Origin of the sequence: Pseudarthrobacter sp. AB1, assembly GCF_014926485.1 — a bacterium.
Lineage (GTDB): Bacteria > Actinomycetota > Actinomycetes > Actinomycetales > Micrococcaceae > Arthrobacter.
The window spans coordinates 16940-31573 of record NZ_PZKO01000048.1; the positions used below are offsets into that span (position 1 = coordinate 16940).

The following is a 14634-nucleotide window of genomic DNA, read 5'->3' on the forward strand; positions in this document are numbered from 1 at the left end:
CTTTGTCGAGGCTGAACTTCCAGTGTGCAGTACGGCACAGTCATGTACTGTAGACATATTACCGAACGGACGGTCAGTAAAGCCTTGGCCCCGTTTGTCCCCGTGTTGGAAGGACCCGTCAACGATGACCACCACTGCCGAAGCCACAGTCGACACAGCCCAGACCGTTCCCAGTTTCGTCCAGGATTCCTGGTGGACTCCCGACGCCGGTTCGGCAGCTTCGGCTGTCCCCGTACGGGATGCGAGCACAGGGGAAGTCCTGGCCAAGGTGAGCACCGACGGTCTGGACCTGGCCGCCGTCGTGGATTACGGCCGCAACACGGGACAGGCGGAACTGGGCAAGCTGACCTTCCACCAGCGCGCGCTCAAGCTCAAGGAGCTGGCGCAGTACCTGAACGCCCGGCGCGAGCATTTCTACACGTTTTCGGCCCAGACCGGTGCCACCAAGATCGACTCGATGATCGACATCGACGGCGGCATCGGCGTCCTCTTCACGTTCGGCTCCAAGGGCCGGCGTGAGCTGCCCAATTCGCAGGTGGTGGTGGACGGGCCCATGGAGGTGCTGTCCAAGGACGGCTCGTTCGTGGCCGAGCACATCTACACGCGCATTCCCGGTGTTGCGGTGCAGATCAACGCGTTCAACTTCCCGGTCTGGGGCATGCTGGAGAAACTCGCGCCCGCGTTCCTTGCCGGCGTCCCCACCATCGTCAAACCTGCCACCCCCACCGGGTACGTGGCCGCGGCCGTGGTGAAAGCCATCATCGAATCCAACATCCTGCCGCGGGGGTCGCTGCAGCTCATCTCGGGTTCGGTCCGCGGCCTCCTGGACGTGCTGGACTACCGCGACCTGGTGGCCTTCACCGGCTCCGCGTCCACCGCGCTATCCCTGAAATCGCATGCCAACGTGGTGCAGGGCGGCGTCCGGTTCACGTCCGAAACGGACTCCCTCAACGCCGCCATCCTTGGGCCCGATGCGGTGGAGGGCACGCCGGAATTCGATGCCTTCATTAAGTCCGTGGTCACCGAAATGACGGTCAAGGCGGGCCAGAAGTGCACGTCCATCCGCCGGGCTATCGTCCCGCAGGAGCTGGTGCCGGCGGTGATCGCCGCGATCGGCAAGCGCGTGGATGAGCGGGTTGTGCTGGGGGATCCCCGCGCCGACGTTGTCACCATGGGTGCTTTGGCGTCGCTCGAGCAGCTTGCGGACGTCCGCGCCGCGGTGCAGTCGATGCTCGACGCCGGCGGTGAGCTCGCGTACGGAACGCTCGATTCGCCGTCGTCCACGGCTGCCAACGGTGCCACGGGCGTAGTGGATGCCGGCGCCTTTATGTCGCCGGTGGTGCTGAGCTGGGCTGACGCAGAGACTGACGCGATCCACTCGCTGGAGGCGTTCGGCCCGGTAGCCTCCGTGATCGGATACAAGGACCTGCCCGACGCCGTCCGGCTCGCCGCCCGGGGCGGCGGCTCCCTCGTGGCATCGGTGTGCACCAACGATCCTGCCGTAGCACGCGAACTGGTCACCGGGATCGCCGCCCACCACGGCCGTGTCCTGATGCTCAACCGCGAGGACGCCCGCAGTTCCACCGGCCACGGGTCACCCGTCCCGCATCTGGTCCACGGCGGCCCTGGCCGGGCCGGCGGCGGCGAGGAACTCGGTGGCATCCGCTCTGTCATGCACCACATGCAGCGCACGGCCATCCAGGGCTCACCCAACATGCTCACCGCCGTCACCGGTCTCTGGCACACCGGGGCGGACCGGAACTTCACTATGGAGACCGAGGGGACGCACCCGTTCCGGAAGTCCCTGGCCTCGTTGCGGATTGGCGACGCCGTCCGGTCCGGGCTTCGTGAAGTGGCCTTGGCGGACATCACAGCGTTCGCCCACTCCACCGGCGATACCTTCTATGCCCACACCAACCAGGAAGCGGCCGAAGCCAACCCGTTCTTCCCGGGCATCGTGGCGCACGGATACCTGCTGCTGAGCTGGGCCGCCGGACTGTTCGTGGAACCGGCGCCGGGCCCGGTCCTGGCCAACTACGGCCTGGAGAACCTCCGCTTCATCACGCCCGTGGCCGCCGGTGATTCCATCCGGGTCACCCTCACGGCCAAGAAGATCACACCGCGCGAAACGGACGAATACGGCGAGGTGGCCTGGGACGCGCTCCTGACCAACCAGAATGACGAGATCGTCGCCACCTACGACGTCCTCACCCTCGTCGAAAAGTAGCCCCACCCCCGGACGCTCTCTCACCTTTGGCGGGTTTTGGACGGATGCCCTCTCTCTCTTGAGGAAAGTGAGAGAGCGTCGGGGTTTTCCCGCATTACGTGAGAGAGCGTTGGGGTCTTTCAGGCCTGCTTAGGCGTAAAATTTCCACCGTAGGAGGTGGCCAAATGAACCTAGCCCTGAACACAGCCACAACCATCCTGCCCGTCGATGACGCAGCGCGCGCCCGCAGTTTTTACACCGAAAAACTGGGCCTCCCGCACCGCGGAATGACAGACGATGGAAGCGAATTGCTCGGTAACGACGGCGGCCCGATGCTGCAGTTGTTGCCGGTCTCGGACGGGAAACACTCCGAGCACACGGCCCTCAGTTTCGAGGTGCGTGACATTGAGCGGATCGTGCAGGACATGGAGGCCAAGGGCGTCCGGTTCCAGGATTACGACCTGCCCACCCTGAAGACCGAGAACCACATCTGCACCACGGAGTCCGAGAAGTGCGCCTGGTTTATGGACACGGAGCACAACATCCTGTGCGTTCACGAGACGTTGGGCATGCAGGCCGAATACCAGCTCTGACCGCCTCGGCAGACTCGCAGCAGGCAGCCGCGCAGCACTCCCTAGTGCTGCGCGTGGAGCCCGTCGAACGCGATGGTGATGACGTCGTCGGCCAGTTTTTCCGGTGTGAGGGAGCCGCCCGGTTTGTACCATTCGACGATTGAGTTGATGGTCCCGAACAGCAGGCGCGTGACGGTGCGCGGATCGATGTCCTGGCGCAGCGATCCTTCGTCGCGGGCCGCGGAAATGAGGGCGGCCACCTCGTGATCAAACGCGCGACGCCGTTCCAGGGCGTCGCGCTCAATGTCAGTATTGCCCCGCAACCGCAGGAGCAGAGTGACAAACGGCAGCCGCTCCACGAGTACCGCCACGGTCTGCCGCAGGACAAATTCCAGCCGCGCATCCGCCGCGCCGCTTTGCGCCCCGGGCTGTTCGAGGATTGATTCCAGGCCGCCCAGCGCATGGTCGAGCGCGAGCTTCAGGAGGTCGCCTTTGGACGGCACGTGGTGGTAGATGGCTGATTTCGAGATGCCCAGGTTCTCGGCGAGGATTCCCATGGACGTGGCGTCATAGCCGTGCCGGTTGAAGACGTCGACGGCGATGAGCAGCACCGACTGCTGGTCGTAACCGGGACGGCCGCGCTTGTTCGGGGCTGCTGTAGTGGGCATACCGGCTATTTTCCCACGAACGTTCAGTAATCCCGGTAGCGGCGCAGATAGGGAAGGTTATGCCTTGGGCCGGAGGTCGTAGATCCGGCGCAGTTTGCCGTTGGACCGCTCCAGCGAGCCCGGCTCCACCACGTCAACGGCACACGAAGAACCCACGTGGATCTTGATCTGCTCCTGCAAGGCGCGTGCCGCCGTCGCACTTTGCTCCGCGGTCACGGCGTCGCGGCGTTCGATCCTGACTGTGAGCTGGTCCATCCGCTGGCCTTCGGGGCGGGTAAGTTCGAGCTGGAAGTGCGGGCTGAGTTCGGGGATGCGCAGCGCGATTTCCTCGATCTGGGACGGGAAGAGGTTCACGCCGCGCAGGATGATCATGTCGTCGCTGCGGCCGGTGATGCGGCCCATCCGGCGGTGCGCGGGGCGGGCGGTGCCGGGCAGGAGGCGGGTGAGGTCCTTGGTGCGGTAGCGGATGATCGGCAGGGCTTCCTTGGTGAGCGAGGTGAATACCAGTTCGCCGTGTTCGCCGTCGCGCAGCACGTTTTCCTTGCCCACCGTGGGGTTGAACGCGTCAATGATTTCGGGGCGGAAGTGGTCCTCCCAGATGTGGCTGCCGTCCTGGGTTTCCACTGCCTCCCCGGCGACGCCCGGGCCCATCACTTCGGACAGGCCGTAGATGTCGCACGCCTTGATGTTCATGGTCACTTCGAGTTCGTGCCGCATCTCCTGCGTCCACGGCTCGGCGCCCAGAACCGCGTACTTAAGGGAGGTCGACGTCGGGTCGATCCCCATGTGCGCCATAGCGTCGGCGATGGTGAGCAGGTAGGTGGGCGTGGCCAGGATGGCGTCCGGCGCGAAGTCCTGGATGAGCTGGATCTGGCGTTCGGTCTGCCCGCCGGACATCGGGATCACGGTGCAGCCCAGCGCCTCGGCGCCGGCGTGCGCGCCCAGTCCGCCGGTGAACAGGCCGTAACCGTAGGCGTTGTGGACCTTCATGCCGGGCCGGACGCCGGATGCGCGCAAGCAGCGCGCCACCAGTTTGGCCCAGTCGGCCAGGTCCTGTTTGGTGTACCCGACGACGGTGGGCCGGCCCGTAGTGCCCGAGCTCGCGTGCACGCGGGCTACTTCGCTCTGCGGGACGGCGAACATGCCGAACGGGTACTCAGCGCGCAGGTCTTCTTTCGTGGTGAACGGAAAGTTGCCGAGATCGCTGAGTTCGCGCAGGTCCGTGGGGTGGATGCCGGCGTCGTCGTACTTGCGCTTGTACAGCGGCACCCGGCTGTAGGCGTAGGCCACCGTGTGCTGCAGGCGGGTGAGCTGGAGGGCCTCGAGTTCGTCGCGGGAGATGGTTTCCTCGCGGTCCAGGACGGGATCTGTTCGCGGGGAGGTCGGCTGCGGAGCGGGGGTTTCGGGGGCGTGGAGGGTCATGATTTTCCTACTTCTTGGGGATGGTGCGGCTGCGTCCGCGGAACTCGGCGATGAGTTCCCCGGGCGTGCCGGAACTGGGTAGCGAATCGGGCTGCGCACCGGCGTCGGCCGCGAAAATCTGGATGTCGTACAGGCCGCTGCGGCCCGAGCTGGACCGGCGGTCCGCGACGGCGGTGATCACCTGGCCGCGGTAGGCGGGCTTCAGGAAGTTGATGTCCACGCCGGCGGCCACGGTGATGTTGTTGATCTCTTCCGGCGTCGGGTTGACCGGATTGCAGGCCAGGGCGAAGGCGGAATCGGCGAAGGCGAAGATCATTCCGCCGTGCGCCATGCCGAAGCCGTTGAGCATTTCCTGCCGGAGTGTCATGCGGATAGTGGCGTGCCCGTCGCTGACGGCGAGGACTTCAACGCCCATCCATTCGGAGGCATAGTCGTTTTCAAGGATGGGGTGGGTGGCCCCGGAGAGTGCTGCTTCAGCCATGCGTCATTGCCTCCAGCTTTATTTACCGAATGTTCATTAGGTAATCCCAGATGCAGGTCCGATGTCAAGGGCGCGGCGGTTTCAGGTGCCCTGTGACGGGCCCGGGAAGTGCAAGGATGGAGGGACCGGCACCACGCACAGCAAAGGGCGGACCATGGCCAAAGGCATCTACGTCAGCGCGACCACCCCGGGATCGGGCAAATCGCTCGTGGCTCTGGGCCTCGCAGACACACTCCACCGGCACGCGGACCGGATCGGGTTCTTCAAACCGGTGGTCCACGGCCCGGATGCCGCCGACGACCCCATGGTAGCCCTGGTGAAATCACGCTTCGCGCTTGACGACGAACGGTGCCGGGGCGGGCTGACGTCTGCCGAGGTGCGGGCCCTCCTGGCCGACGGAAAACGCGCCGACATCGATGCGCGCTGTGTGGAGATCTTCGCCGAGATCGCCAAGCACTGCGATGTGGTGATCGTGGAGGGGACGGACCTCACCGGCCAGGACGCCGCCGTCGAGTTTGACCTCAACGCCCGGCTGGCCAACAACCTCGCCGCGCCGGTGGTTGCCGTGGTAGGCGCCAAGGGGCTCAGCGTCGCGGAGGCTGCGGCCGCCGTCGAGGTTGCCCGCAAGGAGTTGGCGGCCGAAAAATGCACGCTGCTGGCCATCATGGTGAACCGCGCCGACCCTGAATTGATGGCGGAGATCGCCGCGGAGATCAAACCCGGGGCATCCAACCGGCCCGTGTACGTCCTGCCGGAGCTTGAGGAGATCGCCCGGCCCACCACCGGCGAAGTTGCTGCGGCCCTTGGCGTGCGGCAGATCGCCGGCCTCGCGGACATGGAACGCGACGTCCGGGACATCAAGGTGGCCGCCATGAACGTGGGCAACTTCCTGAACGTGCTGGATGAGGGCGCCCTGGTGATCGTTCCCGGCGACCGCGCAGACGTGATGGTGGCGTGTTTGGCGTCGTCGTTCTCGCCGGAATTCCCGGTGCCGTCGGCGCTGATCCTGACCGGCGGCCTGTCCCCGGACGCCAACATCTACCCGCTCCTGGCTCAGGCGCCGTTCCCTGTGTTTGCGGCGAGCGAGGACACCTACACCACGGCCAAGCGGGTCTCCGAGGTCCGCAGCGAGATCTGGTCCGGGCACCGGCGCAAGGTGGCTTCCGCGCTGGGCCTGTGGTCCAGGCGGGTGGATGAGGCTGAGCTCGTGGAGCGCCTCCACCTGCCGCGCCTGGAACGGATGACTCCGCTGCGGTTCCTGCATGACCTCATCGAACGGGCCAGGGGGCAGCGCCGGCACGTTGTGCTGCCGGAGGGAACGGACGTCCGGATCCTGCAGGCCGCCGAAATCCTGCACCGCCGCGACGTCTGCGACCTCACCCTTTTGGGACCGGATTCGCAGGTCCGCGAGCTGGCGGCGGCCAACGGCATCGACCTCGCCGGGATCAACATCGTGGACCCGGCCACCTCGGAAATGCGGCAGGGGTTCGCGGAGAAGTACGCCGAGCTGCGCGCGCACAAGGGTGTGGACCTGCCAAAGGCACTGGAAATCATGCAGGACGGCAGCTACTTCGGCACCATGATGGTCCAGCTGGGCGTGGTGGACGGCATGGTGTCCGGCGCCGCGCACACCACGGCGCACACCATCCGCCCCGCGCTGGAGTTCGTCAAAACGCGTGACGGCGTAAAAATCGTGTCCTCCGTGTTCCTGATGCTGATGCCGGACCGGGTGCTGGTCTACGGCGACTGTGCCGTGAACCCGGATCCCAACGTGGAGCAGCTCGCGGACATTGCCCTCGCTTCGGCCGAAACCGCGGTGCAGTTCGGGGTGGAGCCGCGGGTGGCCATGCTGTCCTACTCCACCGGCGGCTCGGGCTCCGGCGAGGCCGTGGACGAAGTCCGGCAGGCCACCGAACTGGTGCGTGCACGCCGCCCGGATCTCGCCGTCGAGGGCCCCATCCAGTACGACGCCGCCGTGGACGCCTCTATCGCGGCCTCCAAAATGCCCGGCTCGTCGGTGGCAGGGCAGGCGACCGTGTTCATCTTCCCCGACCTGAACACCGGCAACAACACGTACAAGGCGGTGCAGCAGAGCTCCGGGGCGGTCGCCGTCGGGCCCGTCCTGCAGGGCCTGCGCAAGCCGGTCAACGACCTCTCACGCGGCTGCACCGTGGAGGACATCGTAAACACAGTGGCCATCACGGCCATTCAGGCGCAGGTGCCCACGCCCCAGGGTTAACGTCCGACGGCGGCACCCCGGTTGGGTGCCGCCGTCGTCGACCCCAGCGGTTGAAGGTTAGCTGTTTTCCGGCTTGGCCAAGCTGTCCGGGTCTTCTTCCTTGGCCGGCTCATCGGAGAGTCCTTCGGGCGTAAGGTCCAGGTTTTGTGGATCCTTGGGTTGCTCAGGTGCCTCGCCCACTTCCGCGGCTTTGGGCTTTCCGCTATCGTCCAGGGCCGGGTTGGCGCCCTCGACGACGGTGGGATCCTTCGTGCCGGTGCCGGTGCCGGAGGCGGGGTCTGCGGTCTCAGGTTCGGTGTTGTCGGGCTGAGTGGTGTCGTTCGGCATGGAAGTCCCTCTCTGCGGAGTTCAACGTGTCCGCCGACTCTAAGCCCCTGCCGCGGCTGACGCAACGGCAGGCGCGGCAGGCGCCCCGCAGCATCAGCCCTGACGGGCCTTCATCCTCGGATTCTTCTTGTTGATCACAAAGGTGCGGCCCCGGCGTCGGACGATCTGCGCGCCGGGAACCTTCTTCAGGGCGCGGAGGGAATTTCTGACTTTCATGGTCTTGCTCCTTGTTTCGGTGGCGGTTGGTGGGTGGCGTTTTGACCGGTGGCGCAGTGTGAAGCCGGGACCGTTCAGGACGGGGCGGGGTCGAGCTGAAACGGGTCGGTCAGACCGGCGAACCCTGCCTCCATTTCCGCGTCGGTGAGTTCGCAGGCGGAGAGCAGCAGCGCAATTTCCCCCGGGTCCATGCCCTCTCCGGTCGCGGCCAGCACGCTTCCGCGGTCCCCGTGCTCCGGATGCCAGTCCAGGTGGGCGTCCACATGGTTGAGGGGATCGGGCGCCGCGCCGGCGTCCTGGTCTGCCAGCCACGGTCCGGTATTTTCGAGCCAGACACGCGGGCCGATGCCCTGGATGGCGATCCGGCACTGCGGTGCGGCGGCGATCCATAGGCGTCCCCGCAACCAGCAGCATCCTTCCGCGAGGGACGCCAGGGCGTGCCGGAACCGCTCAGGGTGCAGCGGCCGTTGGGCCCGGTGGGTGACGGTAGTGAACGGTGACGTTGAGGACGACGCCGGGATCCGCACCGAACCGGGGACCGTCCGGCTCAGGGCGTCGTGGTAGTTGTGGCGGCCTGGGCGGATGAGGCGGGCGTTTTCCGCCACGTCAGCGTGAGGGGCCAGTTCCCTGACCAGTTGCACGCCGCGAACCCGCAGGGCAGGGTCGGCCGGAAACAGGTCCACCTCCGCCAGCAGGACGGTGTCATTGAACGACAGCTCGCCGATAAGGAATTCACCAGCAGTGCGCTGGTCCTCCGGGACCGGCGTGAACCCGGACTCAAACAGGGTGTGGTGGTCCCAAATGTGGTCCTCCAGCGTGTCAGGGGCGCAGGCAAGGACAGCGGAATCAATCGTCACCGGGCGGGAAAGGCCACGTCGCAGGGCTCCGATCGCGGCCTCCGCAGACACGGCGGGAGGGAGCCCGATGATGGCCTGGGTCTCCCCGCGTTCCAGCAGCCGCTCGATGGTGGGCACGAGGTCCAGCCGCACGGTGCAGCTCAGGCAGCCGTGTTCCAGCTGCGTCTCGGCGCGCTCCACAAGCCCGGACTGGCTGGAGATCCTGCGGATGACCACGCCGTTCTCCAACAGGTCGTGCAGGACTACCACGGCGCCGGGATGGGCCGCGGCCGCGTCTTGGCAGGCTTGCTGGCGGCACAGGCCGTCCAGGGAGCTGATCACAGTGATATGCATACCCATCACTCTAATGAGAATCATTATCATTTACAACTCAAGTATCCAAGGGGCAGCTTATAGAGTGGATTCAGGGGAGCGCTGCGCCAGGTTCCAGCACCACCCCTCGTCAGCTGTGCCCGCGGTACCAAGGCTCCAGGAGGCCCCATGCTTGTGCTCGTCATCAACTCCGGTTCGTCCTCGCTCAAGTACCAGGTCCGTGACGTGGCCGCCGGCATTGTGCTGACGGAGGGGCTGATCGAGAAGATCGGCATGGGCAACGGCGGTGATGGCGACGGCGAAATCGAGGGCCCCCGGGACCACGCGGAGGCGCTGGAGCAGGTTGATGCCGCGATCCAGGCCGAGCTCGGTGACCTCAAGCTGACGGCGGTGGGCCACCGCGTGGTGCATGGCGGCGAGCGGTTCGCCGAGCCGGTGCTGATCGACAACGAAATCACCCGCGCCATCGAGCGCCTCAACCCCCTCGCGCCGCTGCACAATCCCGCCAACGTCCTGGGCATCCGCGCCATCGGCAAGAAGTGGCCGGACCTGCCGCAGGTGGCCGTGTTCGACACCGCTTTCCACCGCACCCTGCCCGAGCATGCCTGGCGCTATGCCGTCCCGGACGAGCTCTACGTGAACCACGGCATCCGCCGCTATGGCTTCCACGGCACCTCGCACGAGTACGTCACGCAGCGCGCCGCCGCGCTGCTGGATCTGCCCGTGGACGAGTTCGACGGCGTGATCGCCCACCTGGGGAACGGCGCCTCCGTCACGGCCATCCGCCGCGGTCATTCGGTGGACACATCCATGGGCTTCACCCCGCTGGAAGGCCTGGTGATGGGCACCCGCTCGGGCGACCTCGACCCCTCCATTCTGGTGTTCCTCGGCCGGAACGGCTGGACGCCGGAGGACATCGACACCATGCTCAACCGCGAATCAGGCCTGAAGGGGCTCGCTGGGAACAACGACATGCGCTCGGTCGTGGAGGCGTCAGAGGCCGGTGACGCCAAGGCGTCGATGGCTCTCGCGGTCACGTCCTACCGGCTGGCAAAGTACATCGGCGGCTACCATGTGGCCGTCGGCGGAGCCAAGGCACTTGTGTTCACTGCGGGGATCGGCGAGAACTCACACCAGTTCCGCGCACTGGTGACTGAAAGGTTGCGTGCGTTGGGGATAGAGCTCGACGCCGGCCTGAACAGTCAGCGGTCCAAGGAGCCGCGGGTGATTTCCACGGCTGCGTCCGTCATCCCTGTGTTGGTGGTGCCCACCGATGAGGAGCGCGCCATCGCAGAGGCGACTGCCGCCGTCGTCCACCCCGGGTCCATGGCATAGCCTCAGTCCATGCCTGAGATTACTTTGCCCCTCCGCACCGAGCGGTTGATCCTGCGCCGGTTCGAAGCTGCGGACGTGGACGCCTTCCATGCCTACCATTCGCTGCCCGACACGGCCCGCTTCCTGCCGGGGGAGGCCAAGAGCTACACCAAGGCCATGGAGTCCGTAGGCAAGTACGCCAATCTCGTCTTCGAGAAGGAGAACGACTGGGTTTGCCTGGCCGTCGAGGCGAAGGGATCGCCGGGGCTGCTGGGCGAAGTGGTGCTGAAATGGCTTCCGGGGCGCGGGCAGGGCGAAGTCGGATGGACCCTGGCGCCGGCCGCGCGGGGCAAGGGCTACGGGGCCGAGGCCGCGGATGCGGTGCTGAAGCTGGGGTTCGAGGAGCTGGGGATGCACCGGATCGAGGCTAAGCTCGACGCCCTGAACACCGCCTCCGCCGCTCTCTGTGAACGGCTGGGCATGCGGTTGGAAGCCCGGCTGGTGGACAAATGGCATTACAAGGGCCAGTGGGCCACCGAGCTGGTCTATGCGATCCTCGAGGACGAATGGCGCTCCCGCTCCCGGTGATCGAGCGTCCCGGTGATCGAGCCCGTCGAGATCCGATCGATTGCTCCGTAACGGCCCTTTGAGCGCTGAAGACGGCAGCAATGGTGCAAATCGATGGGTTAATCTCAGGCCATTGACTGCCTGCTGGGCCAAGGCCAAACTGGCGTTGTGCCTAGCTGCCGGCCATGCCGCGCTGGCAACAGGCGTGTCCAAGGAGGATCCGATGCCCACCGTGGAAGAAAACGTCTACATTGCCCGCCCGCCACAGGAAGTCTTCAATTTCCTGTCAAAGGGCGAAAACATTCCAGTCTGGGACTCCTCGGCCGTCCATGCCGAAACAGTCGGGACCGAGCCTGTTGCAGTCGGCACCCGGGTCAAGGGCGCCAGCAAGGTGGTGGGCAGGAAATTCGACTGGACAACGGAGGTCATCGAATTCCAGCCTCCAACCCGCTTTGTATCCCGCTCGGTGGAAGGAAAGCTGGAATTCACTGTAACCGATGTCCTGGAACCTGAAGGTGACGGGACCCGCCTGAACTTCCGGATCGATGCGGCATCTGGCCTGGGCGGGGTGTTCGGCAAGCTGGCCGACCGGTTCGTGGAACAAGCCCAGGCCCGGACTGTCCGCGCCAATCTCGAGACCCTCGCCGAGTTGCTCACTGTGCACCCGGAATACGGCAGGGATGACAGCTGAGCCGCGAGATCCGGGTTTCGACAAGCTCAACCACCGGATTCGGCCCGGTGAGGGAGCGGGTGGGGAGCGAGATCCAGGGGTCCGATGGGCTACTTGAGCCCAGCCCCCGGAAGCAGCTCAACCGCACCCAGCGAATCGGCGATGAACGCGTAGTCCCACGCGCGCTCGCGCCACTGGACATAACGCCCGGACGCGCCGCCGTGGCCGCCGTCCATCTCGATCTTCATCACCACAGGCTCCGTGCCGGTGGTCCTGTTCCGCAGTTCCTGGACCCACTTGGCCGGCTCAACATACAGGACGCGGGTGTCGTTGAAGGAGGTTACCGCGGCCACCTTGGGGTACGCAACGGCACGCACATTCTCGTACGGCGAATAGGACTTCATGTAGGCGTACACGTCAGGGTCCGTGATGGGGTTGCCCCACTCCTCCCACTCCAGCGCGGAGAGCGGAAGCTCCGGATCCAGGATGGTGGTGAGCGCATCCACAAACGGAACCTGCGCCACCACCGCGGCGTACTTTTCCGGTGCCAGGTTGGCCACGGCGCCCATCAGCAGACCGCCCGCGGAACCGCCCATGGCTGCAATCCGGGACGGCTCAACCCACCCGGAGCTGGCCAGCCAGTCGGTGGCGTCCACAAAGTCGGTGAACGTGTTCTTCTTGGTGAGCTTCTTGCCGTCCTCATACCAGTGCCGGCCCAGTTCGCCGCCGCCGCGGATGTGTGCGATCACAAACACCACACCGCGGTCCAGCAGCGACAGCCGCGCGATGCCGAAGCCCGGATCCATGCTCAGCTCGTAGGAGCCGTACCCGTAGACCAGGCCGGCCGCCGTCGAATCCTGTTTGACGCCCTTGTGCCGCAGCACCGACAGGGGGATCCGCGTGCCGTCAGCGGCGTTGGCCCATTCGCGGGTGGCCACGTAGTCGCTGGCGGAGTAGCCGCCCAGTACCGGGCTTTCCTTGCGCAGCAGCAGTTCGCCGGCGGGCTGCGCCGGGGTGGGCAGCACAAAGTCGTACACGCGCGACGGCGTGAAATAGGATGTGTAGCCCAGCCGGATCACCGGCGCCTCGTAGTCAGATCCGCCCACGCCGGCCGTGTACAGCTCCTCGTCGAATGCGGGTTCCACCGGGGCTTCCTGCGCGGAGGTGCCGAGGCCAGCCAGCCCCATCACCTGGACGCGTTCGATGGTGTCCTTGCGGACGGACACAATCAGGTGCGTGGAGGTGACGCCGGCACCGTTGACGCGGACGTCGTCGGAATGCTCGACGACGGTGCTCCAGTGCTGCTCGGCCAGCGGTTTGGTGAGCTCAGCGGGGTCGATGAGGGAGACCATGGAGTTCACGGCGTTGCGGTTGTGCGTGATGATGATGCGTTCCGACTTTGCGCCGTCAGGACCGGTGAGCAGGAACGGTTCGGCCTCATAGAGGACGCGCTCGTCCCGCGAAATCACTGTGGTGAGGGCCGCCGTCGGGTCATCGAAACGCAGCAGGCGGGTCTCGCTGTACTCGGAGCAGCCGATGCCCAGCACGAGGTGGCGCCTGTCAGAGGAGAGCTCAAAGCCCAGCCACATGGCGACGTCGTCCTCCTGGTAAATCACCTCATCGTCGGTGACGGGGGTGCCGAGGACGTGGGACCTGACCTGGTACGGGCGCCACGAATCGTCCACCACGGTGTAGAAGATGCGGCTGCCGTCGGGGGAGAAACTGACGCCGTAGAAGATGTTCTCGATGACGTCCGGCAGGAGTTCGCCCGTGCGGAGGTCCTTGATGTGAAGGGTGAATCGTTCGTCGCCGGCGTTGTCCACGGCGTAGGCGTACAGGTTCCCGTCCACCGTGACGGCCGAGCCTCCCACCGAGAAGAACGGCTTGCCTTCGGCCTCGACGTTGCCGTCCAGCAGCACTTCCTCGCCCGGGATCTCGACGCCGGCCTCCACCGCGGGGGGAGTCCAGTCGGCCACGGGGTTGCCGGAGTCCTGGGCGCGGACGCGGCACTGGATGCCGTACTCCTTGCCCTCCACCGAGCGGCTGAAGTACCACCAGCCGTCCTTGCGGTTCGGGACAGACAGGTCTGTCTCCTGCGTGCGGCCCTTGATTTCCTGGAAGATGGCCTCGCGCAGCGGCTCCTGGTGGGCGGTGACCGCCTCCTGGTAGGCGTTCTCGGCCTTGAGGTACTCAACCACCTCGGCGGATTCCTTCTCGCGCATCCACTCGTAGTTGTCCACGAAAGTGTCGCCGTGGTGCGTCCGCTCGTGCGGGACCTTCTTGGCCACAGGGGGCGCGGGGGAGGCGGCGGCGGAAGGGTTGGCGGAATCCTGCAGCGGAGTCTGGGTCATGCCTTCAATATATAGAGCCGGGCGGACAAAAAGGCCGCCGTTCGCTACCGGGGTAGCCCCCTCAAACGCTCTCTCACTAATCGGGCTTAAATGGCCGACGCTCTCTCAGTTTCCTGAGGAAAGAAAGAGGGCGTCCCTCTTCGTCAAGCTGGTTGTGAGTCATTCATTAGCTGTTGATTGAAGGAGCCGGCGGTGCCCGTTGATAACAAGGGTTTTACGCGTGAAGAGATCCGTGAGTTCATGCATGAGTATTATTTGCAGCCGCACGGGACCAGGAAGGAGTGGCTTGCCTCGAAGTCCATTTCCGACTGGACGTTCCGCAGGTGGCGCAAGATGTTGGTCCAGGGCGATATCGACCGTGGCCTGATTCCGCGGGAGCATGGAGGCATGGTCCCTACAAATCGTGAGCTCTCCGCGTTTGAAAAAGCACGC

At 65.6% G+C, this 14634-nt stretch carries 13 protein-coding genes and 1 pseudogene; 7 read left to right on the forward strand and 7 right to left on the reverse strand.

Going from position 1 to position 14634, the window contains the following annotated elements:
- Positions 1–124 precede the first annotated feature (124 nt).
- Both paaZ and DAD99_RS12435 read left to right on the forward strand, forming a co-directional pair.
- Complete coding sequence (gene paaZ / locus DAD99_RS12430) at positions 125–2227, forward strand: phenylacetic acid degradation bifunctional protein PaaZ (protein ID WP_193341795.1); 2103 nt, start codon at positions 125–127, stop codon at positions 2225–2227.
- A gap of 164 nt (positions 2228–2391) precedes the next feature.
- Positions 2392–2799, forward strand: a complete 408-nt coding sequence (locus tag DAD99_RS12435) for a VOC family protein (protein ID WP_185261490.1) — start codon at positions 2392–2394, stop codon at positions 2797–2799.
- Positions 2800–2840: 41 nt separating this feature from the next.
- Here the strand turns inward: DAD99_RS12435 and DAD99_RS12440 are convergent, their stop codons facing one another.
- The 3 genes from DAD99_RS12440 to DAD99_RS12450 are packed head-to-tail and all read right to left on the reverse strand — an operon-like array spanning position 2841 to position 5349.
- Positions 2841–3446 carry a TetR/AcrR family transcriptional regulator gene (locus DAD99_RS12440; protein WP_160673990.1) on the reverse strand — a complete coding sequence of 202 codons (606 nt, stop codon included), beginning with the start codon at positions 3444–3446 and terminating at the stop codon, positions 2841–2843.
- Positions 3447–3503: 57 nt separating this feature from the next.
- Positions 3504–4868 carry an AMP-binding protein gene (locus DAD99_RS12445; protein WP_193341796.1) on the reverse strand — a complete coding sequence of 455 codons (1365 nt, stop codon included), beginning with the start codon at positions 4866–4868 and terminating at the stop codon, positions 3504–3506.
- A gap of 7 nt (positions 4869–4875) precedes the next feature.
- On the reverse strand, positions 4876–5349 hold the full coding sequence (locus DAD99_RS12450) for a hotdog fold thioesterase (RefSeq protein ID WP_193341797.1): 474 nt from the start codon (positions 5347–5349) through the stop codon (positions 4876–4878).
- Positions 5350–5503: 154 nt separating this feature from the next.
- Here DAD99_RS12450 and pta point away from each other — a divergent pair, with 154 nt between their 5' ends.
- Positions 5504–7588, forward strand: a complete 2085-nt coding sequence (gene pta / locus DAD99_RS12455) for a phosphate acetyltransferase (RefSeq protein WP_193341798.1) — start codon at positions 5504–5506, stop codon at positions 7586–7588.
- Positions 7589–7645: 57 nt separating this feature from the next.
- Here pta and DAD99_RS12460 read toward each other — a convergent pair whose 3' ends face one another.
- From DAD99_RS12460 to DAD99_RS12470, 3 genes are all read right to left on the reverse strand, one after another.
- Positions 7646–7915, reverse strand: coding sequence for a hypothetical protein (locus tag DAD99_RS12460; protein WP_193341799.1), 270 nt, complete (start codon positions 7913–7915; stop codon positions 7646–7648).
- 93 nt (positions 7916–8008) lie between these two features.
- A complete protein-coding gene (gene ykgO / locus DAD99_RS12465; RefSeq protein WP_058931424.1) occupies positions 8009–8131 on the reverse strand; it encodes a type B 50S ribosomal protein L36 in 123 nt (40 codons plus the stop codon).
- Between the two features lie 74 nt (positions 8132–8205).
- Entirely contained in the window at positions 8206–9321 is a 1116-nt protein-coding gene (locus DAD99_RS12470) for a GTP-binding protein (protein WP_193341800.1), read from the reverse strand.
- A gap of 147 nt (positions 9322–9468) precedes the next feature.
- Between DAD99_RS12470 and DAD99_RS12475 the strand changes: the two genes are divergently transcribed.
- From DAD99_RS12475 to DAD99_RS12485, 3 genes are all read left to right on the forward strand, one after another.
- A complete protein-coding gene (locus tag DAD99_RS12475) occupies positions 9469–10635 on the forward strand; it encodes an acetate kinase (protein WP_193341801.1) in 1167 nt (388 codons plus the stop codon).
- Positions 10636–10644: 9 nt separating this feature from the next.
- The gene (locus tag DAD99_RS12480; protein WP_193341802.1) at positions 10645–11202 is read left to right on the forward strand and encodes a GNAT family N-acetyltransferase; all 558 of its coding nucleotides are present in this window, start codon (positions 10645–10647) and stop codon (positions 11200–11202) included.
- 112 nt (positions 11203–11314) lie between these two features.
- On the forward strand, positions 11315–11872 hold the full coding sequence (locus tag DAD99_RS12485) for an SRPBCC family protein (protein ID WP_227007974.1): 558 nt from the start codon (positions 11315–11317) through the stop codon (positions 11870–11872).
- A gap of 89 nt (positions 11873–11961) precedes the next feature.
- Here the strand turns inward: DAD99_RS12485 and DAD99_RS12490 are convergent, their stop codons facing one another.
- Entirely contained in the window at positions 11962–14202 is a 2241-nt protein-coding gene (locus DAD99_RS12490; RefSeq protein ID WP_193341803.1) for a S9 family peptidase, read from the reverse strand.
- A 192-nt stretch (positions 14203–14394) separates the two neighbouring features.
- On the opposite strand from DAD99_RS12490, the pseudogene DAD99_RS12495 reads away from it, so the two are divergent.
- A pseudogene (locus DAD99_RS12495) lies at positions 14395–14634 on the forward strand (hypothetical protein); the annotation flags it as partial.